Annotated in this window: 25 protein-coding genes; 19 read left to right on the top strand and 6 right to left on the bottom strand. The window is 39.7% G+C overall.

Going from position 1 to position 21,887, the window contains the following annotated elements:
* The first annotated feature begins 217 nt into the window (after positions 1–217).
* Positions 218–1,594: a magnesium transporter gene (gene mgtE / locus ACKVEV_RS20600; protein ID WP_409368075.1), complete on the top strand. Its 1,377-nt coding sequence runs from the start codon at positions 218–220 to the stop codon at positions 1,592–1,594.
* 53 nt (positions 1,595–1,647) lie between these two features.
* Entirely contained in the window at positions 1,648–2,052 is a 405-nt protein-coding gene (locus ACKVEV_RS20605) for a hypothetical protein (protein WP_409368076.1), read from the top strand.
* Between the two features lie 65 nt (positions 2,053–2,117).
* Here the strand turns inward: ACKVEV_RS20605 and ACKVEV_RS20610 are convergent, their stop codons facing one another.
* A complete protein-coding gene (locus ACKVEV_RS20610) occupies positions 2,118–2,642 on the bottom strand; it encodes a CotY/CotZ family spore coat protein (RefSeq protein WP_069510557.1) in 525 nt (174 codons plus the stop codon).
* A gap of 134 nt (positions 2,643–2,776) precedes the next feature.
* Between ACKVEV_RS20610 and ACKVEV_RS20615 the strand changes: the two genes are divergently transcribed.
* From ACKVEV_RS20615 to ACKVEV_RS20640, 6 genes are all read left to right on the top strand, one after another.
* On the top strand, positions 2,777–3,187 hold the full coding sequence (locus ACKVEV_RS20615; protein WP_409368077.1) for a hypothetical protein: 411 nt from the start codon (positions 2,777–2,779) through the stop codon (positions 3,185–3,187).
* Positions 3,187–3,642, top strand: coding sequence for a stage V sporulation protein AC (gene spoVAC, locus ACKVEV_RS20620; RefSeq protein WP_409368078.1), 456 nt, complete (start codon positions 3,187–3,189; stop codon positions 3,640–3,642). The genes ACKVEV_RS20615 and spoVAC overlap by 1 nt, the downstream gene beginning before the upstream one ends.
* On the top strand, positions 3,636–4,631 hold the full coding sequence (locus ACKVEV_RS20625; RefSeq protein WP_409368079.1) for a stage V sporulation protein AD: 996 nt from the start codon (positions 3,636–3,638) through the stop codon (positions 4,629–4,631). The genes spoVAC and ACKVEV_RS20625 overlap by 7 nt, the downstream gene beginning before the upstream one ends.
* A 15-nt stretch (positions 4,632–4,646) precedes the next feature.
* On the top strand, positions 4,647–5,006 hold the full coding sequence (gene spoVAE, locus ACKVEV_RS20630) for a stage V sporulation protein AE (protein ID WP_402925775.1): 360 nt from the start codon (positions 4,647–4,649) through the stop codon (positions 5,004–5,006).
* A 100-nt stretch (positions 5,007–5,106) separates the two neighbouring features.
* The gene (locus ACKVEV_RS20635) at positions 5,107–5,232 is read left to right on the top strand and encodes a YjcZ family sporulation protein (RefSeq protein WP_402925773.1); all 126 of its coding nucleotides are present in this window, start codon (positions 5,107–5,109) and stop codon (positions 5,230–5,232) included.
* 138 nt (positions 5,233–5,370) lie between these two features.
* Positions 5,371–5,619 carry a stage VI sporulation protein F gene (locus tag ACKVEV_RS20640; RefSeq protein WP_173478067.1) on the top strand — a complete coding sequence of 83 codons (249 nt, stop codon included), beginning with the start codon at positions 5,371–5,373 and terminating at the stop codon, positions 5,617–5,619.
* 125 nt (positions 5,620–5,744) lie between these two features.
* Here ACKVEV_RS20640 and ACKVEV_RS20645 read toward each other — a convergent pair whose 3' ends face one another.
* The 3 genes from ACKVEV_RS20645 to ACKVEV_RS20655 all read right to left on the bottom strand — a co-directional run bounded on the left by ACKVEV_RS20645 (position 5,745) and on the right by ACKVEV_RS20655 (position 7,495).
* Positions 5,745–6,173, bottom strand: coding sequence for a GNAT family N-acetyltransferase (locus ACKVEV_RS20645; protein WP_409368080.1), 429 nt, complete (start codon positions 6,171–6,173; stop codon positions 5,745–5,747).
* A 3-nt stretch (positions 6,174–6,176) separates the two neighbouring features.
* Positions 6,177–6,692, bottom strand: coding sequence for a YjcG family protein (locus ACKVEV_RS20650; RefSeq protein ID WP_409368081.1), 516 nt, complete (start codon positions 6,690–6,692; stop codon positions 6,177–6,179).
* 83 nt (positions 6,693–6,775) lie between these two features.
* The gene (locus ACKVEV_RS20655) at positions 6,776–7,495 is read right to left on the bottom strand and encodes an alpha/beta hydrolase (RefSeq protein ID WP_409368082.1); all 720 of its coding nucleotides are present in this window, start codon (positions 7,493–7,495) and stop codon (positions 6,776–6,778) included.
* 112 nt (positions 7,496–7,607) lie between these two features.
* Between ACKVEV_RS20655 and ACKVEV_RS20660 the strand changes: the two genes are divergently transcribed.
* Positions 7,608–8,189: a phosphatidylglycerophosphatase A gene (locus tag ACKVEV_RS20660; protein WP_402925447.1), complete on the top strand. Its 582-nt coding sequence runs from the start codon at positions 7,608–7,610 to the stop codon at positions 8,187–8,189.
* 477 nt (positions 8,190–8,666) lie between these two features.
* Positions 8,667–9,482: a thermonuclease family protein gene (locus tag ACKVEV_RS20665; RefSeq protein WP_409368083.1), complete on the top strand. Its 816-nt coding sequence runs from the start codon at positions 8,667–8,669 to the stop codon at positions 9,480–9,482.
* A 132-nt stretch (positions 9,483–9,614) separates the two neighbouring features.
* Here ACKVEV_RS20665 and ACKVEV_RS20670 read toward each other — a convergent pair whose 3' ends face one another.
* Positions 9,615–11,411 (bottom strand): LVIVD repeat-containing protein, encoded by a 1,797-nt coding sequence (locus ACKVEV_RS20670; protein WP_409368084.1) that lies wholly within the window; start codon positions 11,409–11,411, stop codon positions 9,615–9,617.
* A 532-nt stretch (positions 11,412–11,943) separates the two neighbouring features.
* Positions 11,944–12,561, bottom strand: a complete 618-nt coding sequence (locus ACKVEV_RS20675; protein ID WP_409368085.1) for a TetR/AcrR family transcriptional regulator — start codon at positions 12,559–12,561, stop codon at positions 11,944–11,946.
* A gap of 211 nt (positions 12,562–12,772) precedes the next feature.
* On the opposite strand from ACKVEV_RS20675, the gene kynU reads away from it, so the two are divergent.
* The 9 genes from kynU (at position 12,773) to dmpG (ending at position 21,887) form a co-directional block, all read left to right on the top strand.
* On the top strand, positions 12,773–14,059 hold the full coding sequence (gene kynU, locus ACKVEV_RS20680) for a kynureninase (protein ID WP_409368086.1): 1,287 nt from the start codon (positions 12,773–12,775) through the stop codon (positions 14,057–14,059).
* A gap of 26 nt (positions 14,060–14,085) precedes the next feature.
* Positions 14,086–15,519, top strand: coding sequence for an amino acid permease (locus tag ACKVEV_RS20685; RefSeq protein ID WP_409368087.1), 1,434 nt, complete (start codon positions 14,086–14,088; stop codon positions 15,517–15,519).
* A gap of 102 nt (positions 15,520–15,621) precedes the next feature.
* A complete protein-coding gene (locus tag ACKVEV_RS20690) occupies positions 15,622–16,155 on the top strand; it encodes a 3-hydroxyanthranilate 3,4-dioxygenase (protein WP_409368088.1) in 534 nt (177 codons plus the stop codon).
* The gene (locus ACKVEV_RS20695) at positions 16,140–17,156 is read left to right on the top strand and encodes an amidohydrolase family protein (RefSeq protein WP_409368089.1); all 1,017 of its coding nucleotides are present in this window, start codon (positions 16,140–16,142) and stop codon (positions 17,154–17,156) included. The genes ACKVEV_RS20690 and ACKVEV_RS20695 overlap by 16 nt, the downstream gene beginning before the upstream one ends.
* Positions 17,153–17,599 (top strand): RidA family protein, encoded by a 447-nt coding sequence (locus ACKVEV_RS20700; protein ID WP_139859705.1) that lies wholly within the window; start codon positions 17,153–17,155, stop codon positions 17,597–17,599. The genes ACKVEV_RS20695 and ACKVEV_RS20700 overlap by 4 nt, the downstream gene beginning before the upstream one ends.
* A gap of 11 nt (positions 17,600–17,610) precedes the next feature.
* On the top strand, positions 17,611–19,080 hold the full coding sequence (locus ACKVEV_RS20705) for an aldehyde dehydrogenase (protein ID WP_409368090.1): 1,470 nt from the start codon (positions 17,611–17,613) through the stop codon (positions 19,078–19,080).
* A gap of 126 nt (positions 19,081–19,206) precedes the next feature.
* Positions 19,207–19,932 (top strand): 2-keto-4-pentenoate hydratase, encoded by a 726-nt coding sequence (locus ACKVEV_RS20710; protein WP_409370599.1) that lies wholly within the window; start codon positions 19,207–19,209, stop codon positions 19,930–19,932.
* A gap of 18 nt (positions 19,933–19,950) precedes the next feature.
* Positions 19,951–20,841: an acetaldehyde dehydrogenase (acetylating) gene (locus ACKVEV_RS20715; protein ID WP_409368092.1), complete on the top strand. Its 891-nt coding sequence runs from the start codon at positions 19,951–19,953 to the stop codon at positions 20,839–20,841.
* Positions 20,842–20,858: 17 nt separating this feature from the next.
* Complete coding sequence (dmpG, locus tag ACKVEV_RS20720) at positions 20,859–21,887, top strand: 4-hydroxy-2-oxovalerate aldolase (RefSeq protein ID WP_409368094.1); 1,029 nt, start codon at positions 20,859–20,861, stop codon at positions 21,885–21,887.

A 21,887-nucleotide genomic window follows, 5' to 3' on the forward strand; every position in this document is an offset into this window, starting at 1 on the left:
TAAAATCGGGCATCTCCTTATCATTTTTATTAAAAAAAAATGATCTTACTAGCATGTTAACGGCAAAATAAGCAATAGTAGGGTATAGTTAAGTAGAAAGTTGCATGGACTGAAAAAAAGAGTTTGCACAAACAGTACATGCACACTATTATATAAAAGGTAGATTTACGTCAAATGGACGTAAAGTAATTTCAACGCTCGGAAGGAGGGGACAAGCATGATAGAGGAAAGAAATGAAAAGGATGATGTGCAATTCGACGAAGCACATTTACGTGGAATGCTCGAAAGCAATGATATTAGCGCATTCCGTGATGAGTTTTTAGAACTTCATCCATATGATCAGGCAACGTTTTATGAAAAGGTGGAACCTGATATAAGGAAGATCATCTATTCGTACTTGTCTCCGACGGAAATGGCAGATATTTTTGAGGCAATTGAAATAGATGATGATGAATATAAAGCCTATTTAGCTGAGATGGACCCGGCATATGGTGCGGAAATGTTGTCCCATATGTACGCCGATGATGCTGCAGACGTCTTAAATGAGCTGGATACAAAGCAACGAGAAAGCTATTTAGGCATGATGGATGAAGAAACGGCTGGCGAGATTAATGAGCTTTTAAGCTATGATGAATATACAGCTGGTTCGATTATGACGACTGAATATGTCGCTATTCCTGAAAACTCTACAGTGCGTTCGGCAATGGCAATCTTACGTAAAGAAGCACCGGATGCTGAAACAATTTACTATATATTTGTTGTGGATGAAGCCCATCGACTAACAGGTGTTATTTCTCTACGTGATTTAATTATTGCGGATGAAGATACACTTATTCGCGCAATTATGAATGAACGTGTAGTCATGGTCCATGCTGGCGATGACCAAGAGGAAGTAGCGCAAATTATGAAAGATTATAATTTCTTGGCAACCCCTGTTATTGATGATAAAGGTGAGCTGTTAGGGATTATTACAGTCGATGATATTATCGATGTCATCGATGAAGAAGCATCTGAAGATTACTCTAAATTAGCGGGTATTTCAGATATGGATAAATTTGATACGAATCCTTGGCAAGCAGCAAAAAAACGTTTACCATGGCTAGTTGTTTTATTATTTTTAGGCATGTTAACAGCAAACTTAATGGGGCAGTTTGAAGATACGTTAGATAAAGTGGCATTATTAGCAGTCTTTATTCCACTGATTTCTGGTACGTCGGGGAATAGTGGAACACAAGCATTGGCGGTTGCCATTCGTGGTATTGCTACAGGCGATGTTGAAGAACATAGCAAGATGAAGCTATTACTACGTGAAGCCGGAACTGGAATTTTGACTGGTATTGTCTGTGGCATTATCGTTATTGGTATTGTTTATATATGGAAACATGAATTGATTTTAGGCATGCTTGTAGGGGCAGCGATTTGCGGTTCGATTTTAGTGGCAACACTTGCTGGCTCTTTCATTCCATTATTGATGCATCGCATGAAAATTGATCCAGCTGTAGCATCAGGGCCATTTATTACGACATTAAATGATATTACGAGTATTTTAATTTATTTAGGACTAGCGACAATGTTTTTAAGTCAAATAGGCTAAGAACCAATTGCTTCACTTTTGCATATTGTAGGGAAAAAAGGGAAGTGATAATTGTGGAGAAAGAGCCACGCCTATATATAAAATCACCAACTTATTTCTTAAACATTTCTAAAATGCTACATGAACTTGAATTAGATGAAAGTACGTCTGTCTATGTAAAGGATCAGTTTGAAGAAGATGAGGAAAGTATAGAAGAAACGGTACCTATCCCAATTGAACAAGAGGTAGATGAATATATCTTTAAACAGTTGCAGTTTTTAGAAAAACCATTTCGTCAAAAAGCATATCAGCCATTATTAATCAGTTTAAAAGATGGCAGAAGAATAAGTGGAACTGCTTCCGATATGCAAATGGATTCTCTGTTGTTGACGTCTAAGGAATTGAATACACAAGAAATTATTTACTTTGAGGATATTAAAGAAATATTATGGCGCGGAAGACAATTGCCAACGTTATAAAAAAAGTGTACAGCAGAGGATGCTGTACACTTTTTTTTATGTGTAGTGTGTCAAAGGAGAAAGACTTAATTACAAATCCCTAAGTCAACATCAGCGATACATTGTACAGCGCAGAAACAAGATAGATCCACAGTGATACAGCTATCAGTACTGTTCCAATCATCTACTTTACAAATTTTCTTCATGTTGACGCAACAGCCGTCACGACTTAATAAGTCTACTGTGCTTTCAGTAGAATCATAAGTGCATAAAGGTTCTAAAACACGTAAAGTAGCACAGCATTCATCAAACATATCTTCGACACGGAAAAATACTGATGTACATTTACATGGATCTGCTGATGGAGAGCTGAAGAATGCTTTAAATGGTGTACCGTCTTTAGTAATTAACATGAATACACGTGTATCTGCTGCTGAGCGTGCAGGACTAACGATCCCGCCTAGTGGTTCTAAGAAACAGTTTGCTGTACATGGGGAACACTCATCGCGCACCGCTTGATTTTGAATATCTAAAATAGCACGCACTACGTCACAAACGCAGCCTGCTGAATGGATAGGTCCAATAGGATTTGTTGGTTTACCACAACCCATATTGTCACCTCCTTTCCTTCTAACTACTTCTACAATATGTACTTTTGAAAGATGGACTCGGGCTTTCGTTTACTTATTCGAATGAATAGTTTTTTTCTGTGTGGAGAAACTGTGAAGAAAAGGAGGGTAAACAATTGAGGTTATTAAGAATGATGTTGCCTCTATTAGTTTGTATAACATTGCTGATTGGATGCACAGAAAAAGAAAAAGAAAAATTTATTGTCTATGGTTCCCCACAAAATGAAGCAGAGTTGGAAGCGGTAATAAAAGAAGAAAAAGCTGTTGAAAAATCAACGGTTATTCAATATGACGATAAAATGCTTGTCGCTGTGCAAATTAAACCATTGAAAAAATGGAATAAGACTAAAATAGAGGAAAAACTGCAAAAAAAGTTTGATGAAAAATACCCTGACAAAGAAGTCTTCGTATCAGCTGATTATAAAATTTTTTATGAAGCAAATAAAATAAAAAAGAATCAACTTGAAGATAATAAGCTAAGCGATAAAATTACAGAGCTACAAAAGCTTGCAAAGGAGGAAACATAATGGAAAAAGAGCAATATCAACAGTTAGAGCAAAATATAACACCGAAGCCACCCTACTTAAAAAATGCCGCTAAAGCATTTTTGGTCGGAGGTCTTATTTGTACAATCGGACAGGCAGTATCTCTTTTTTATATTGTTTTCTTTAACTTTACAGAAGCAACTGCTGGGAATCCAACGGTTGCTACAATGGTCTTTTTCGCCATGATTTTAACAGGCTTTGGTTTGTATAAACGAATTGGTCAATTTGCAGGAGCTGGTTCGGCAGTGCCCGTAACAGGTTTTGGTAATGCTGTAATTTCAGCAGCAATTGAACATAAATCGGAAGGTCTAGTACTGGGTGTTGGCGGTAACTTATTCAAATTGGCTGGCTCTGTTGTGTTATTTGGCGTAGTATCTGCATTTTTTGTAGCACTTATTAAATATATTCTTGTGACGTTAGGGGTGGCTTCGTGGTAATTATTTTTCCATCAAAACCATCGTTGTTAGCGGGCGGCGTTGTGGCAGGACCACTAGAAGAGCGGAGTACGTTCAAGCAATATTTTGATACGGTCTACGATGATGAACGTTGGCAAATGGATACAAATGAACAAGGTCATCGCAAAATGATTGAAGAAGCTTGTGAAATTGCTATGAAAAAAGGTGGCATTACTACGAAAGAAGTGGATTTTTTATTAGGTGGCGACTTAGTCAATCAAATGACACCTACAAATTTTGCTGCAAGAGAATTAGCCATCCCATTTATCGGCATGTTTTCCGCTTGTGCTACCTCGGTGTCAGCGGTTATCGTGGCAAGCCTTTTAACAGAGCTTGGCGCAGCCAATTTTTCGATTGCCGGTGCCTCAAGTCAACATAATGCGGTGGAGCGCCAATTTCGCTATCCAATCAATTATGGGGCACAAAAACCGCAAACGGCACAGTGGACGGTCACTGCTGCTGGCTATGCGCTTATTGGCAAGCACCGTGAAGATGCCCCTTCTATTGAAGCGGCAACGATTGGTAAGGTGATTGATTATGGCATGGATGATCCTTTTCATATGGGAGCTGCCATGGCACCTGCGGCCTTTCAAACGATTAAGTCTCATTTGGAGGAGCGTAAGCAAGAACTATATCATTATGATCTAATTTTAACGGGTGATTTAGGCCAACTTGGCTTAAAACTTCTGAAAGGCATGTTTGTTGAAAGTGGCATAAAAAATGAGGAGTTAACGTTTTTACGTGATGCTGGAGCCGAATTTTATGGTCAGGATGAAGCATTTCAATCTGGAGCAAGTGGTGCAGGCTGTTCAGCGGCTGTTTTTTATAGTTATGTCATGCAAGAAATCCGAGCAGGGTCATATAAACGGGTGCTTCTAGTGGCGACAGGCGCACTGCTATCGCCACTTTCTTTCCAACAGAAAGAAACGATTCCATGTACGGCACATGCGATAGAAATTACAATGAAATGAGGCAACAGCATGGTTATGACATTTGTATTTGCATTTATTGTAGGAGGTCTATTTTGTGTTATCGGTCAATTATTAATGGATGTTGGTAAATTAACACCTGCCCATACATTAAGTACGTTAGTTGTTGTTGGTGCTATTTTAGATGGCATGGGTTTGTATGAACCGCTCATCCATTTTGCAGGGGCAGGCGCTACTGTACCGATTACATCATTTGGTAACTCTTTAACACATGGCGCAATGGCAGAGGCAGAAAAACATGGATTAGTTGGCGTGTTAACCGGCATGTTTGAAGTCACAAGCTCTGGAATTAGTGCTGCTATAGTGTTTGGCTTTATCGGTGCATTAATTTTTAAACCAAAAGGAAATATTGACTAGACGAATACCCCTCTCTGTTCTACAACTTTACATATTATAGGTTGTAGAAGGGAGGGGTGCTTTTATGGGATATCAGGGCTGGTGTGCACAACCTTATGGTATGAATAGTTGGAACAATAATTATTGCGGAGGTAATAACAACAACTATGGCTATGGCTCAACATTTGTCTTAATTGTTGTCCTATTCATTCTTCTAATTATTGTTGGCGCTACTTTCGTAAATTAATATTCTAGCTATTAGAAATTTAAATTATTAGGCTTTAGCTTTTTCTGTAAGTCTATAAATAGCTTACTGATGAAGTTAAAGCCTCCAACAGTTGTCAAAAGACAATCATGTTGAGGTGGAATTGATAGGAGGGGGAACATGCATCGCTCGTTTTTTAATTCGATTGAACAAAAGACAGGCGTATCAATGGATGAAATCTTTGCATTAGCTAATGCAATTCAACATGCTGATTTCACCAATGAGAAACAAGTAAGAAAAATAGTACGTCGTGTAGGCAAGGTGTCTAATAGACAAATCACACAAGAGCTTGAAGATAAAATAGTAAACTCTATTATCCAAGATGGCGCTTCACTAGATTTCGAAAAGCTTGCTAAAATGATGAAATAGGGCTAAGTGCTAATGTTTAATGCATACCTATTTTGGTGTGATAACAAGCTTGCAATAGAGAACTATCTTCAAAAACATAAAAAAGGTGTTACGACTATGCTTCCTGCATATCGTAACACCTATTATTAAATATTTTTTTCCATTGCTCGATGCGGTATGCCAGCATCCATAAATTCTGGAGAGGTTACCGTAAAACCTAGCTTTTCGTAAAAAGGAACTGCATGGCTTTGCGCATGAAGCTTTAATTTTTGTAGGCCAATCGAAACCGCATAGTTTTCCATTTCCTTCATTATTAAAGCACCTAATTTTTTGCCTCGCTGATTTTGTAAAATACATACACGTTCAATTTTCGCGGTATGATCTTCAATGGTACGGAGACGAGCAGCACCAGCAGGTTCATTGTCTTCATACATAATGAAATGTGTTGCAGTTGCATCATATGCATCACATTCTAAATGCAGCGGAACACCTTGTTCCTCGACAAATACTTTTTTACGAACAGCAAATGCATCAGCATGTTCTTTCTCTGATTCCACTATCTTCACGTTAAACAAAAGTTATTCAGCTCCAGTCAATCGGAATGTTTCATATGTTGTCCATGACCCATCTTCCAATTGATATAAAAGATGAATGCGATCGATACTATCCTTTTCATCAACGCCCGTCATGCGGAGCTGTCCAAAAATATCATCATGCTCTGAGTCAGTCATTTTCTGTCCAATTGTAATATGTGGTACGAAAACATGCTTCGAATCCCCAAAAGGAATTTTTTCTTCGAGCACACGATGGAATGCCTGTAATTGTTCCGTTGGTTCAATGCGGAAATAAATTGCATTGGTTGTTGGGAAAAACGAACTAATGCGTGATGCATGAATCTCTAAAGGTGCATGTTGGGAAGCGATGTCATCCAATTGCTTCACGATGGCTTGAATATCCTCTTCCGTTGCATCAAAACTGTCTTTTAACGTCATATGCGGTGTAATCTTTGCATAATGAGGATCATACCGTTTGCGATACGTGTTCGCTAAATCTTGCAATTTTTTTGATGGAAAAGCTACAATTCCGTACTTCATAGTCCATTACCTCCCGTAAATAAACAATTTTTCTATTTAAGTATAACAGAAAATTCAAAATACGTAATTTGAATCGCCCAACATTAATTGAAATTTTCAATTAATGCACGTCTTAAATCAGGTTTCCAATATTTCCATGTATGATTCCCCTCAAACTCTTCATAAAATGTAGAAAAGCCTTTGCTTAACATAAGATTATGCAATTGGCGATTAGGCGTTAAAAAATCTTTAATCGTTTTATCCATTGTCACGACCTTATCTTCATTTTTTCCAACGATATGATAAATGGAAATGGCTCCTGGATCTTTAAATTGTTCAACAGTTTTAAGTACATCTTCATCAACATAAGGTGATTGTAAAATTACTTTACCAAAGATGCTTGGATACTTTAACGCAGCCATTAAGGAAGCGGTTGCAGCCATAGAGTCACCAATAACTGCACGACTCATGCCCATTTGATATGTTGCATACTCGGCATCTAAATAAGGTACAAGTTCATGGGCTAAAAAGCGCAGATACGCCTCATGTTGCTCGCCGCTCGGAATATATTTAGTTCGGCGATCTTGAATATTTTTATATGGTACAAATGCAATGATTAAATTCTCGATTTCATAGTCATCGATAAGTTCATCGGCTAGTTTTGTCATACCTCCGAGTTGGAAATAATCCTTACCGTCTGAAGCGATTAAAATGTTATATTTGTATAGTGGAGAATAGTTAGCAGGAATATAAATATATAGATCCAATTCCTCCTGTAACGCTTCACTAAAAAACTTTAAATCTTGTACAGTTCCCTTATCCAATGATGACACTCCTTCATGTGTTTGTAACAAAATTGTACCATATTACGAAAGTAAAGGTATAATAGGTTGGGTTAGCGTTATGCTAGCAATTAAACTGAAATGAGGGTTCGTTATGCATGATAAAAGTATTCGTGTACATTCAGAAGAAGTGGCGAAAGCAGCTCAAGCTGCACTCATTCGTCGTGGTGTAGAGTTAGAGGACATTGCTGAAATAGTTTATGAAATGCAAAAATCCTACAATGATGGTTTAACTTTAGAGCATTGTATTCATTCGGTTGAACGGGTATTACGTAAACGTGAAGTCCAGCATGCAGTATTAGTAGGCATAGAGCTAGATGAATTAGCTGAAAAAGGGCTTTTATCATCACCTCTTCAACAAATTATTGAATCCGATGAAGGCTTATTCGGAGTAGATGAAACAATCGCACTAGGTTCTGTGTTTACATATGGAAGTATTGCTGTTACAACATTTGGACATTTAGATAAGCAAAAAATTGGTATCATAAAAAAACTCGACACAGAACCTGGCCATCATGTTAATACATTTTTAGATGATTTAGTTGGCAGTATCGCAGCCTCAGCGGCGTCGCGTATCGCACACCGCATGCGCGATTTAGAAGAAGAAGGCGAAACATTTGCAGATATTGAACCAGAAGAACTTGGTCCAAAACCAAAACCACATAATGAAATTTAATATTTAATAGCACAACAATGCCATGGTCCTCTCCATTATTGTGAGCAGGCCTAGACTGTAGATAAACTCGAATATTACCGAGTTTATCTACAGTCTTTTTTTTGCATAGGAAGTTGATTTTTGTTAGGGTATAGCTTACGATTGTCTAGCATTAGAAAGCACTGGGGAAATCGGTCGACTGAAGGAGAGCAAAGAAGTATTACTGTTAGTTTCCTTAACAAATTTAGCAGAAGAAAACAAATCAAAATCATTGTGCTATTCGACGACTTTATTGATAATAGTAGTAAATATATAATGAAGGTAAGAAGAGAGGTACTAAAAATGAGTGACAAAGATATTAAGACGTTAATTACTAGCGGAACGATTATATTTGCAGTTGTGTTGTATTTAATATTTAGATAAATTTGGCCATCTTCAGTTTGTGATCGAACTGAGGATTTTTGTTATGGGGAAAATAGAAGAAAGTAGGATATAGATTTGAAAAAGTTATTTTTTGCATTGTTCTTCTTAACAGTGCTTATGAGTGGATGTACGGAAGAAGAATCGAGCACCGATAGTATAAAAACTGAAGATATACAGGAGATTGTCACTGCAACAAAGGATACTGCTGAAAAGCATGATGTCAGTAAATTTGAAGAATTTGAGCTCGAAAGTGTTATTGACGGCGATACGATAAGAATTAAATATAATGGCAGCTCTGAAAAAGTTCGTTTTTTACTTGTGGATACGCCTGAAACAAATCATGAAACATTAGGCGTGCAACCGTACGGACCTGAGGCGAAAGAATTTACAAAGCAGTTATTAGCTGGTCAAGATACGGTTTATTTAGAATTCGATGTATCCTATCGAGATAAATATAAAAGATTACTAGCCTATATTTATACGAAAGATGGCATTAGTGTTCAAGAACAGTTATTGAAAAATGGCTTGGCACGTGTGGCTTATATATATGCTCCAAATACGAAGCATGTCGATTGGTTTAAATCCATTCAAAAAACCGCCCAACAGTCAGCCATTGGGATCTGGTCTGTGGAGGACTATGTAACAAATCGCGGTTTTGATAAAGAAGCCTATTATGCAGCAACAAAAGATCAGCAAGATGATGCTGCAACAAATAATGGCGAATCGACGAAGGCGAATAATAGTTGTGTCATTAAAGGAAATATTAATGCGAAAGGAAATAAAATATACCACATGCCTGGTCAACGTGATTATGACAATACAGTAGCAGAAGAAATGTTCTGTACGGAGGAAGAGGCAGTGGAAAACGGGTTTGTTCCAGCAAAGCAATAAAATATTTGACGTTTCATATTTTTACATTTGAAGCATCAACAAATAAAGCAATAACGTCTATGTAATCTATGGATAAGTGACAAAAACTAAAAAATCCGAACGACTTTTCAATAGTCGTTCGGTTTTTAAAATTTACTTTTTACTTTTTGTATTTGTTTTTATCTCTTCTACGGGCTTCGGTAAACCGATGACCGGGTCACCGAGTAAAGGTGTTGATAGGACATACATACCATGGTTTGAAAATGCCCAAATTAAATTTCGGTCCCATTCGACGAAAATGCCGTGTACGGGATTAGAATGATCGCTTGTCGTAGTTGTACCATCTTCATTTGGAATTTCTCCAGACATCTTCGGCACAAAGTATGCTTCGATTGTTGATTCTGTTGGGTTGGTTACGTCAAAAATTTGGACACCCGCGTTGTAGAAGGCGTAAGGGATATATTGGTCGCTCGGCACACCTGGATTAATGGTTGCATAGCCACTACGCTTCGGTCCAAAGCTGCCGCGACGTTGGCAAAAGTCTGTGAATGGTGCTGATTCTGGTGGTGTCGGACGTTTTAATGTACTAATGATTTTAGGCTTAAGCGGATCGTTGACGTCGATTGCGTAAATTTCCTTATAAGGCTCATGGCAATCTTCGCTAAGTGGATAGCCGCTATAGTAAACAATGCCTGTGCTTTCGACTTTGGAAACGTCAATATTATCCCCTTCAGTACCGCTCACACTCATTGGCATCTCAAGATGTGAAACCGTTTTCATATTTGCCGGATCAGATATATCGACAATATAAAACCCAAAGCCACCCATTGCTGCATAGCCGTACTTACCACCCTTTTCTACAGGTGTCGGAATGAATAGTGGCATACGAGCGCCCATCCATGTCGTTTTGTTGCCAGCGCGGGGGTTTTTGTTATAGTCTTCTTCTTCTCCTACACGTTGACCTGGCACCCACCAAGTTGAAAGACGTTTCGGATTAGATGGGTCTGAAATATCAAAGGCCATTTGTGCGCCTGAGTATAAATAACTTTTATACTCTGTATTGGCGAAGGAATCATCAGGTGCACCTGCAACAAATAAATAATCGCCACCATCATAGACAGGTACGTCTTGACAACCAGAGCCTTGTTGTACAGGGTCACTTGCATTGGCATTCGCATCTAAAGGTGTTTCAGATAGCACATTCCATTCTGAAAATAATGGGCTTGTAACTTCGAAAATGCGGAATCCACGCAGCATTTCTTTGTTTTTAATAGCCTTTACTTGCTCAGGGTATTCATACTTATTCGATAAAACACCATAACGAGGTACTTCGTAACATTGAACGGCAATTGTTTTGTCCAACTTTTTATTGTATTTTACTGTCATTGGACCGAAGCGTTTGTCTCCCTTATCTGTGTCAATTAATTTATTGGCGATACGCTTGGCATTTTTAGGATCTGTAATATCGAATACATTGTACATATCTGTTTCAAGATCGTATAAATAGCGACGACCGTCTAAATCGAATGTAGCTTGCCAGCTATGCCCCCAACCAATAACGTATGGATAGAATGCTTCTACATTCATATTTTTTGTATATTGATTTTGATCTAGATAAGGCAAACTCCCTTCAAATGGTTGTGGACCTTCATTATCCGGTGTTGCGGCTGGGTGAGTGAAAATCCCAGTCTTCGCATTATAGCCCCAGCTGCCAGGCGCGGGCTCTTTTGGTTCACCTGGTAAAAGCTTTGTTGTGCCTTCATTTTCCTTTGGTAGCGGTGCATCAGGTGCAAATTTATTCAGACCTGTGCGCGGTGCTTCCTGCTTTTCTTCTTTTTTCGCTTCATCGTTCGCTAAGACAGTGCCTAAAGACAAGAAGAAAATAATGCCCATCATAAGAAAGGTAAACGCTAAACTACTCAGAAAAGGTTGTAACTTCATTTTTTTCATCAACGCAATCCCCCTAGAAATCTATGAATTTTTTAAAGCGTAAAAGCATTTTACTAAAGACATGTAGATTGTATAGGTGACAAATTTTGAAGCTGAAACATTGTGAAATTTAGTTGTTCCGGAACTAAATAAATACTACAATTATATATGACATGATGTCAACTTGTATTTTCTTAATATTTAGACTTTCTAAAATTTGAGTCTTCTATCCTACCTATACGCTAAAATTAAATCTCAAAAACAGATTAAGATGAATCTCCTATGGACTAACCTAATCATTAGACAATATAAAACACCTCTTAAGTGGCTTGCTATATGTAAATCATTTGGGAGGTGTTTTTCTATGGCGAAAGTCTACAGAAGTTAAATCGCAAAGGAGTTGAACGAAAAGTAATCTTAGAGAGAATAGAATGAAGAACAAATACAAGAAAAATTAGGCTACTTAACTACCCAAGAATTTGGGAAGTAAGCAGCCTAATGGGGGTGTTTTCTATGTGTCTCAAATGACTAGGTCAGTTCTTGATCTGGTTTTTTATTTGTATAACCCATCGATATACATTGTTGTAATTGTCCAAGCGATATCTTCAATAGACGCGGACGTATCATCACGCACGAGGTCCCATTGGTGGTTTTCATTGATTAAAAACCATGAGCGTGCGACGATATCGATTTTTAAATCTGACCGAACTAAGCCTTGACTCTGTGCATATGTAATATCGCGGATAATAAAATGAATGTTCGTTTTTCGTATGTCGTCCCACTTTTCATTCACGGCCGGGGAAAGGCTAATAGCTTCTGCGAATACTTTCATAATATCTTTATTGGATTTTGCCATCGTTAAAAAAGCAGTGACTTGATTTAGGACAAGCTCTTTTGCTTCTTCTTTGCTAGTAGGTAAGAAAGGGGTGTGGGCCATATCAAGAAATTCTTGCATGACTGTTTCCATGAGTGCGATTAAAATCTCGTCTTTTCCTTTGAAGTGTACATAAGCCGTGCCATAACCAGTTTCTGCTCTCTTAATAATTTGAGTAATAGTCGTTTTTTTAAAGCCAAATTCGTAGAATAAGTCACGCGCGGCATCCAATAATTTTTGTTTCGTTGCGATGGAGCGCATATTTCTGCCGTCGATTTGCTTCGTTTCTTCACTCATTAAATGACCTCCTATATATGACTTGTTTTTATTTATAATAAGCGTGCTATTGCTTGATAATCCAATGATTTATTTCATTTAATCATAGCCCATTTGAAATATTTTTACAAATGACGTTGAAAAAATTTGGTAAAAATAATATTGACACTATGTCAACTTTATTTTAGACTATGAACATATTCAGAAAATTTAAAAAATGGGGGAAAAAATTTTGGGAACTAGAGAAAGCGTTTACAACAAAGAGCATGCAAAACAATTTGATGCGCATGATTCATTTCGATCATATCGCGATGAATTTTATTTACAATCAGGTGTTATTTACATGGATGGCAATTCCTTAGGCTTAATGTCCAAAAGAGCCGAGGGAAATGTCCATGAATTAATGGAGTCGTGGAAAGCATACGGGATTAAAGGGTGGACAAGTGGTAAGTATCCATGGTTTTTCATTTCAGAGAAGCTCGGTGAAATGTGTGCCCCGTTAATCGGAGCAGAGAAAAACGAAGTCATTATTGCTGGTTCTACGACTTCCAATATTCATCAAACTGTCGCAACATTTTATAAACCAGAAGGGCGACGTACAAAAATTTTAGCGGATGAATTAACATTCCCATCAGATATTTATGCGCTACAGAGTCAAATAAAGTTAAAAGGCTATGATCCAGATGAGCATTTAGTACGTGTGAAAAGTCGTGATGGCAAGCTAATTTTAGAAGAGGACATTATCGCAGCGATGACAGATGACATAGCGCTCATAATGCTGCCAACTGTCCTTTACAGAAGTGGTCAGCTACTAGATATAAAACGCTTAACTGCCGAAGCACACGCGAGAGGCATTTGCATTGGCTTTGATGCTTGTCATTCCATTGGGGCAATTCCGCATTACTTCAGTGAGTGGGATGTTGATTTTGCTATATGGTGTAACTATAAGTATCTCAACGGTGGTCCTGGTTCAGTCGCTGGCTTGTATGTGAATAAAAAACATTTCGGCATTCATCCTGGCTTAGCTGGCTGGTACAGCTCCAAAAAAGATAAACAGTTTGATATGGCACATACATTGGATGTGGAAGAATCTGCAGGGGCATTTCAAATGGGTACACCGCACGTGCTGAGCTTAGCCCCTATTATCGGCTCATTAGAAATGTTTGCGGAGGCGGGTATCGAAAATATTCGTCAAAAATCATTAAAGCTTACACGTTATATGATGGACTTAATCGAGCAAGAGCTAACTGAGCTTGGTTTTTCAATTGGCAATCCAAATGAAGATGATAGACGAGGGGGGCATGTTTGCTTAGAGCATGATGAGGCGATTCGAATTTGCAAAGCTTTAGTTGATAAGGGCGTCATTCCAGACTTTAGACCGCCTAACATTATTCGTCTCGCACCAATCGCCTTTTATACATCCTTCGAGGAGGTGTGGAAAACCGTCCAAATATTAAAGGAAATCGTGACAGAAAAGCAATATGAAAAGTATGGGATGGAAAGAAATGTAGTATCTTAAACGACAATATCAAAGGGGGAAAATGTATGTCACAAGACAATGGTTTGCAAGATATCGTTGAAAGAGAAAAGGGATTAAGTCAGAGCTTAACAACACGTCAGCTGACGATGATTGCCATTGGGGGAGCAATCGGGACCGGGTTATTTTTAGGAAGTGGCTTGGCGATTGGCTTGGCAGGACCGAGTGTCATTATTAGCTATGCAATCGGTGCATTAATTGCATTATTACTTATGGGCTGCTTAGCAGAAATGACTGTAGCTCATCCAGTGACAGGGTCGTTTGGTGCCTATGCAGAGAAGTATATTAATCCGTGGGCTGGCTTTTCGGTACGCTATTCATATTGGTTTAGTTTAGTATGTGCAATCGGGACGGAGGTTACAGCTGTAGCCGTTTATATGAAGTATTGGTTTCCAACCGTGCCTGCCATCGTTTGGATAGTCTTGTTTGCAGCAGTGCTTATGTATGTGAACGCAACAACGGTCAAATTATTTGGTGCTGTTGAATATTGGTTTTCACTCATTAAAATAGCTGCGATTATTGGATTTATTATTCTAGCAGTATATGTCATTGTTGGCGCGGATAGTGGCGCAGCTATTGGTACTCAAAATTATACAAATGACGGTGGTTTCTTCCCTAATGGGGTATGGGGCATGTGGATTGCTATATTTGTATCATTGTTCAGTTATTTAAGTATTGAAATGATTGCAGTTAGTGCTGGTGAAGCTAAGGATCCAGAAAAAGCAGTGCCGATTGCGCTTCGTTCAGCGGTTGTTCGACTTGTGCTGTTTTACTTATTAACACTATCTTTAATGCTGATGATTGTGCCATGGGGGATGGCAGGCATCGATAAAAGTCCATTCGTAAAAGTAATGGAAATTATGAATATCCCAGGAGCAGCAGCTATTATGAATTTCGTCGTACTTGTAGCAGCGCTTTCTGCGATGAATAGTCAATTATATATTTCGACACGTATGATGTTTTCTTTATCAAGAGGTGGCTACGCGCCGAAAGTATTAGGTAAATTAAATAGCAAAAATGTACCTTCCATTGCGTTATTTGCTTCTGTTATCGGTATCGCCATCGCGACGATTTTTACAGTAGTCAAACCGGATGCGGCTTTTGCAACGATGATTTCGCTTTCTAGCTTTGGTGCGATGTTTGCTTGGTTTATGATTTTTATAACACATCTGTTCTTCCGTAAAAAATGGAATGAAACGAACGGGCGCAAGTTACCGGTAAGAATGATTGGTTATCCGTACTTAACCATTTTCGGTGCAGTTCTGTTAGCGTCTGTTGTACTATCAACATGGTTCTCACCAGACTTTAAAGCCACATTAACACTCGGGTTCCCTTGGTTAATCTTTATTACAACTTGTTACTTCTTCTGGAAGAAGGCGAACACGAAATCTTCGGTTATTGTAGAAGATACTACAGAGAGCTCGGGAAGCGGGATTATTTAGCTGTAGGCAATCAGGGTAACCTGAAGTCGATAAGCAATTTCAGTACGGTATTAAAATCCATAAAAAAACAAAAATATAAAATTTTAGAGGAGTGGGTTTCGTATGGCAAAATTACAAGCTTTTAATCTATTAAAATGGATCGAAGAAAATAAGGATTCTTTAAAGCCACCTGTTAACAATAAAGTGCTGTGGGAGGATTCGGAGTTTATTTGTATGATTTTAGGCGGACCTAATCGCCGTCGAGATTTCCATGTCGATCCATCTGATGAGTTCTTTTATCAAATTAAAGGCGATTGCTTCGTTGAGATAATTAATGAAGGACAACGTGAAGTCATTACAATTAAAGAAGGGGAAGTGTTCATGCTACCAGCGAATGTGCCGCACTCGCCTCATCGCATTGCCGACACATATGGACTTGTCGTAGAAAGGAAGCGGGCAGAGGGAGAGCTAGAGGACTTCGTATGGTTCTGTGAAAACTGCGACCAACAAATGCACAAAAAGACGGTGCAATTAACAGATATCGAAACGCAAGTGAAAGGTGCAATCGAAGAATTCAATGGTAGTTTAGAGCTGCGCACATGTAAAAATTGCGGTCATGTAATGTCTGAAGAAGTGAGTTTATGGCAATGCGAGTAGATTTCCATACGCATATTATTCCAGAAGATATACCTAACTTTGTGGAAAAGTTTGGCGGAGAGCGCTGGCCGACATTAGAAAAAACATGTACATGTGGTGCGAATATTATGGTAGCTGGTCAAGTGTTTAGAGAAGTGACAGACCAAGTATGGAGCCCGGAAAAACGCATTCAGGATATGGATGCTGAAGGGGTGGATATACAAGTATTGTCCCCGATTCCTGTGACGTTTTCTTATTGGGCGGAGGCACATGCGGCAGAGGAAATGGCTCGTATTCAAAACGACTTTATTGCGAATACGGTGAAGCAATATCCGAAGCGATTCATCGGTCTTGGCACAGTGCCACTCCAAGATGTAGAGGTAGCTATTCGTGAAATGGATCGTTGCATACATGAACTAGGACTTAAAGGCATTGAAATCGGGACGAATGTAAATGGCAAAAATTTAGACGACCCAGCTTTTACAGCATTTTTCGAAATGGCGGAGAAATGGGAAGTGCCTTTATTTATTCATCCGTGGGAAACGCTTGGGAAAGACCGAATGCCGCGCCATAATTTTATGTATACGGTAGGGATGCCAAGTGAAACTGCGCTTGCTGCTGCTAGTCTTATTAACGGCGGAGTTATCGAAAAATTCCCGAAACTTAAAGTGTGTTTTGCACACGGTGGCGGCTCTTTTCCTTATATTTTACCTCGCTTAGATCAAGGGTGGAATGTATGGCCGCATCTACGCTTAACGAGTAAACCACCGAGTTATTATGCAAAAAATTTCTATTTCGATTCTTTAAATTATGATCCACTCAATCTTCAATATTTAATCGATCGATTTGGAGTAGACAAAATTGTGATGGGCTCAGACTATCCCTTCTTATTAAGGGAAATCCCACCGGGGAAAATAGTGGATGAGACACTCCATCTTTCAGAAGAACAAAGAAGGGCTATTTTAGGGAGAAATGCTTTAGCCTTTTTAAATATCGAGATAAAGGAAGAGATCAAATCATGACACCAGAGGAAAGACTTGCACAGTTAGGACTTGAATTACCACCTTTACGTCCTGCTTGGGGAGACTATGTAGGTTGTGTAAGGACGGGCAATCTGTTATTTACCGCAGGACAGGGTGTGGATCAGTACCACGGTAAGCTAGGGAGAGATTTGACGACAGAAGAAGGCTATTTAGCAGCACAGCAATCGATGCTAAACCTACTCAGTGTAGTGAAACATGAAATAGGCGAATTAAGTAAAGTGAAGCAATTTGTCAAAGTATTAGGGATGGTAAATTGCACAGAGGATTTCATTGAGCAGCCTAAAGTAATGAACGGAGCTTCGGATTTAATTGGGAAGGTTTTCGGAGAGAAAGGTAAGCACGGGCGCTCTGCTGTTGGAATGGCTCAATTACCTAATAATACAGCAATCGAAATAGAGATGATTATTGAAATCGAAGAATAGGAGGAGTGGCATTGATTAATGAAAAAGTAATCGATGATAAATATTTAAAAGATGCCAAACTATTCATTGGTGGCCAGTATGTAGACGCCTTATCAGGTGAAACTTTTGATACGATTAATCCCGCTACAAATGACATATTAGCATCCGTAGCAAATGGCGGACAAGAGGATGCAAAGCGCGCAATAGAAGTTGCACATCAAACATTTGCTAGTGGTGTATGGAGCAATATGCCTGTTGAGGAACGCTCACGGATTTTATGCAACATGGCTGATTTAATAATGAAGAATGTTGAAAAACTTGCCTATGTCGAAACGTTAGACGTAGGTAAGCCAATACGGGAAAGTCTTGAATTTGATATTCCGCGAGCGGCTGCTAACTTCCGTTTCTTCGCTGAGATGGCGAAATATATGACGCACGAGCATTATGATCAAAGCAAGCATTTTTCATATGTACAATATGCCCCAGTCGGTGTGACAAGCTTAATTATTCCATGGAACTTGCCGTTTATGCAAATGACGTGGAAGGCATCTGCTGCTCTTGCTGTAGGTAATACCGTTGTCATCAAGCCTGCTTCTTATACACCGCTAAGTGCTATCATGCTTGGGGAAATAGCGAATGAGGCGGGATTACCTCCAGGTGTGCTAAATATTTTGACTGGTCCAGGTGGTATTGTAGGAACAGAAATGGCAACAAACCCTGCTGTGAGGAGAATCTCCTTTGTGGGTGAATCCAATACAGGAAAAACGGTTATGCGTAATGCTGCTCAAAATTTAATCCCAGTTTCGTTAGAGCTTGGTGGGAAGTCAGCTAATATTGTGTTTGAAGATGCTGATTTAGAAGAAGCAGTAGCAGGCTCCATCGAAGCTATTTATCGCAATCAAGGAGAAATTTGCTTAGCAGGCTCCCGGATTTTAGTGCAGGAAAGCATTTATGATCAATTTTTAGATAAATTCGTGGCAGCTGTGAAACAAATTAAAGTTGGAAACCCGCTCGATATGACAACAGATATGGGTGCTTTAGTTTCTAAGGGGCATTTAAAGCTCGTAGATGATTATGTGAAAATTGGTCTAGCTGAAGGGGCTAAACTAGCTTATGGCGGTAAGGCTGTCGCTTCACTACCTGAAGGGAACTTCTATGAGCCGACTGTTTTGTACGATGTCCATAATAGTATGCGCGTTGCTCAAGAGGAAATATTTGGTCCTGTTCCTGTCATTATTCCATTTAAAACAGAAGAAGAAGCTATTCAGATAGCAAACGACTCTATTTATGGATTAGCAGGGGTAGTATGGACGAATGATTTACGGAGAGGACAGCGTGTGACAGCCCAAATTCATGCTGGCTTATTATGGGTGAATTGCTGGTATGTGCGGGATTTGAGAACTCCATTTGGTGGAGCTAAAGCTAGTGGTATTGGGCGCGAAGGCGGTCGTCATAGCTTTGAGTTCTATAGTGAAACAAAAACAATTACCGTAAAAAAATAAGGAATGAATAAACAAACAAAAGCTGGGATAGCAACCGCCTTTTGTTTGTTTTACTAAGGAGAGTGAATAGTTGTGTCAGAGAAAATTAAGCAATATGCCACACAGTTACTGACAGCTGAAAAAACAATGCAAAGCATCATTCCTTTAACAGAGTCGGATGCAAGCTTAACCATTAAGGATGCTTATGAAATACAGCTTGAAATAGTAAAAAAGAAGCTGGACGAAGGTCGACACATCGTTGGTAAAAAGGTTGGTTTAACAAGCGTAGCGATGCAAAAAATGCTCCAGGTAGATGAGCCAGATTATGGTCATTTATTAGATGATATGGTGTTTGGAGATGAAGCGATTGTAAAAGTGTCTAGCATGCTCTCCCCAAAAATTGAGGCGGAGATTGGATTTGTATTAGGAGAGGATCTAGTAGGACCGAATGTAACCTTTCTCGATGTCATGATGGCTACTGACTATATCGTGCCGACAATTGAAGTAATTGATAGCAGAGTAGAGGATTGGCGCATTCAATTAATTGATACAGTAGCTGATAATGGCTCGTCTGCAAAGGTCATCGTCGGGCATGAAAAGAAGAAGGTAAATGAAGTGGATTTACGGACAGCAAGTATGGCACTTTACAAAAATGAGGAGCTACACGCGACAGGGGCAGGGGCTGCTGCACTGGGACACCCGGCACACGCTATTGCTTGGTTGGCAAATAAATTACATGAGTTTGGCATTACCCTTAAAAAGGGCGAGCTTATTTTACCTGGCGCTTTATCTGCGGCAGTGGCAGTGAATGCTGGTGATCGTATTGAAGCAAAATTTGGGGGCATCGGTACAGTAACAGTTCACTTTGAATAGCTGAAAGGAGAGAAGGATATGGGCAAAATCAAAGCAGCTATACTAGGCACAGGAAACATAGGCACTGATTTGCTGTATAAATTAGAGCGGAGTGAAGTAATTGAAGTTGTGGCGATGATTGGCATAGATTCACAATCAGAAGGTTTGAAGCGGGCAGCAGAGAAAGGGTATGCAACATATTCAAATGGCATCGAAGCGATCGTTGCCAATCCTACTATGGCAGCTATCGTGTTTGACGCCACATCAGCGAAAGCTCACGTCCGCCATGCCAAAGTATTGAAGGAGCTAGGAATTTTAGCGATTGATTTAACACCAGCAGCAAGAGGACCGTTCTTTTGTCCGGCAGTGGGGACTACGGAACACTTACTCGATTTACACAATGTCAATATGATTACGTGTGGTGGCCAGGCGACGATTCCAATCGTCTATGCGGTCAACCAAGTGGCAGATGTACTATATGGGGAAATTGTAGCGACGATTTCAAGCTTAAGTGCTGGTCCAGGGACGAGGGAAAATATTGACGAGTTTACAATTACGACGCGCCGTGGCATTGAAGAAGTAGGTGGAGCAAATACTGGCAAAGCGCTCATTATTTTAAATCCGGCAGACCCACCTATCCTTATGCGAGACACGATTTATTGTGAAGTGAAACATATGAAAGAAGAGGAAATTCGCGATTCTATTTATACAATGGTAGAAAAAGTGAAGGCCTATGTGCCAGGCTATCGTCTGAGACAGGAGCCATTATTTGAAGGCAACCGTGTAACAATCTTAATAGAAGTAGAAGGTGCGGGAGATTATTTCCCTCCATACGCAGGGAATTTAGATATTATGACAGCTGCTGCGACACGAGTGGCGGAAGATTTTGCACGGTCCATGTTAGAAAAAACGACATTAGAGACGCATTAAGAAAGGGGGCAGAATACATGCATTCGCAAGTTCATAAACCAATTCGATTAACAGAAGTGTGCCTCCGAGATGGCAGTCATGTCGTGGCACATCAATTTACAGAGCAGCAAGTACGAGATGTTGTGAGAGGGTTAGATGATGCAGGCATGCATTATATCGAAGTAAGTCACGGAGATGGCCTTGGAGGCTCCACTTTTCAGTATGGCAAATCGCTCGTCAATGAGATGAAGCTCATTGAAGCAGCTGTTGATGCTTGTACTAAGTCCAAAGTTGCTGTGCTGTTAATACCAGGGATTGGTACTGTACACGAATTGAAGCAGGCAAATGACTTAGGTGCACGTTTAGTGCGTGTTGCTACACATGTTACAGAGGCGGATGTGTCAGCTCAACATATGAGCAAGGCACGCGAGCTAGGAATGGAGACAGTAGGTTTTTTAATGATGGCTCATTCTGCACCTGTGGAGAAGTTAGTGGAGCAAGCGAAGAAAATGGAAAGCTACGGTGCTGAAGCGGTCTATATAACAGATTCTGCAGGCGCATTGCTGCCGCATGAGGTACGTGAGCGTGTGCGCGCTTTACGACAATCGTTGCAAATAGAAGTAGGATTCCACGCTCATAACAATTTATCTATGGCAGTGGCGAACACAATCGTTGCTATAGAGGAAGGAGCGACTCGTATTGACGGGAGTGTGCGCTGTTTAGGAGCAGGTGCAGGGAATACTCAGACAGAAGTGCTATTAGCTGTGCTAGATCGCATGGGAATAGATGTAGGTATGGATTTATATAAAATGATGGATGTCGCAGAAAATATTGTAGGCCCTCTCTTGCCAGGCTCGCAGGACATTCGAAAGGGGAGCTTAGTGTTAGGGTATGCAGGGGTGTACTCAAGCTTCCTGCTTCATGCAGAGCGTGCGGGGAAGAAATTTGGTCTTGATCCACGCGATATCCTTATCGAATTAGGCAAACAAAAAGTAGTAGGTGGTCAGGAGGATATGATTATCGATGTCGCTGCTGAGCTCGCAAAAAAAAGGGAAATTGAGGTGTGA

The organism is Lysinibacillus sp. 38-6, from assembly GCF_046245175.1.
In the GTDB taxonomy this organism is placed as follows: Bacteria; Bacillota; Bacilli; order Bacillales_A; family Planococcaceae; genus Lysinibacillus.

Coding starts and splice junctions, on each gene's coding strand:
- mgtE (WP_409368075.1), top strand. CDS start 218: ATGATAGAGGAAAGAAATGAAAAGGATGATGTGCAATTCGACGAAGCA.
- ACKVEV_RS20610 (WP_069510557.1), bottom strand. CDS start 2,642: ATGGGTTGTGGTAAACCAACAAATCCTATTGGACCTATCCATTCAGCA.
- spoVAC (WP_409368078.1), top strand. CDS start 3,187: ATGGAAAAAGAGCAATATCAACAGTTAGAGCAAAATATAACACCGAAG.
- spoVAE (WP_402925775.1), top strand. CDS start 4,647: ATGACATTTGTATTTGCATTTATTGTAGGAGGTCTATTTTGTGTTATC.
- ACKVEV_RS20635 (WP_402925773.1), top strand. CDS start 5,107: ATGAATAGTTGGAACAATAATTATTGCGGAGGTAATAACAACAACTAT.
- ACKVEV_RS20640 (WP_173478067.1), top strand. CDS start 5,371: ATGCATCGCTCGTTTTTTAATTCGATTGAACAAAAGACAGGCGTATCA.
- ACKVEV_RS20650 (WP_409368081.1), bottom strand. CDS start 6,692: ATGAAGTACGGAATTGTAGCTTTTCCATCAAAAAAATTGCAAGATTTA.
- ACKVEV_RS20660 (WP_402925447.1), top strand. CDS start 7,608: ATGCATGATAAAAGTATTCGTGTACATTCAGAAGAAGTGGCGAAAGCA.
- ACKVEV_RS20670 (WP_409368084.1), bottom strand. CDS start 11,411: ATGAAAAAAATGAAGTTACAACCTTTTCTGAGTAGTTTAGCGTTTACC.
- ACKVEV_RS20675 (WP_409368085.1), bottom strand. CDS start 12,561: ATGAGTGAAGAAACGAAGCAAATCGACGGCAGAAATATGCGCTCCATC.
- ACKVEV_RS20685 (WP_409368087.1), top strand. CDS start 14,086: ATGTCACAAGACAATGGTTTGCAAGATATCGTTGAAAGAGAAAAGGGA.
- ACKVEV_RS20690 (WP_409368088.1), top strand. CDS start 15,622: ATGGCAAAATTACAAGCTTTTAATCTATTAAAATGGATCGAAGAAAAT.
- ACKVEV_RS20695 (WP_409368089.1), top strand. CDS start 16,140: ATGGCAATGCGAGTAGATTTCCATACGCATATTATTCCAGAAGATATA.
- ACKVEV_RS20700 (WP_139859705.1), top strand. CDS start 17,153: ATGACACCAGAGGAAAGACTTGCACAGTTAGGACTTGAATTACCACCT.
- ACKVEV_RS20710 (WP_409370599.1), top strand. CDS start 19,207: ATGCAAAGCATCATTCCTTTAACAGAGTCGGATGCAAGCTTAACCATT.
- ACKVEV_RS20715 (WP_409368092.1), top strand. CDS start 19,951: ATGGGCAAAATCAAAGCAGCTATACTAGGCACAGGAAACATAGGCACT.
- dmpG (WP_409368094.1), top strand. CDS start 20,859: ATGCATTCGCAAGTTCATAAACCAATTCGATTAACAGAAGTGTGCCTC.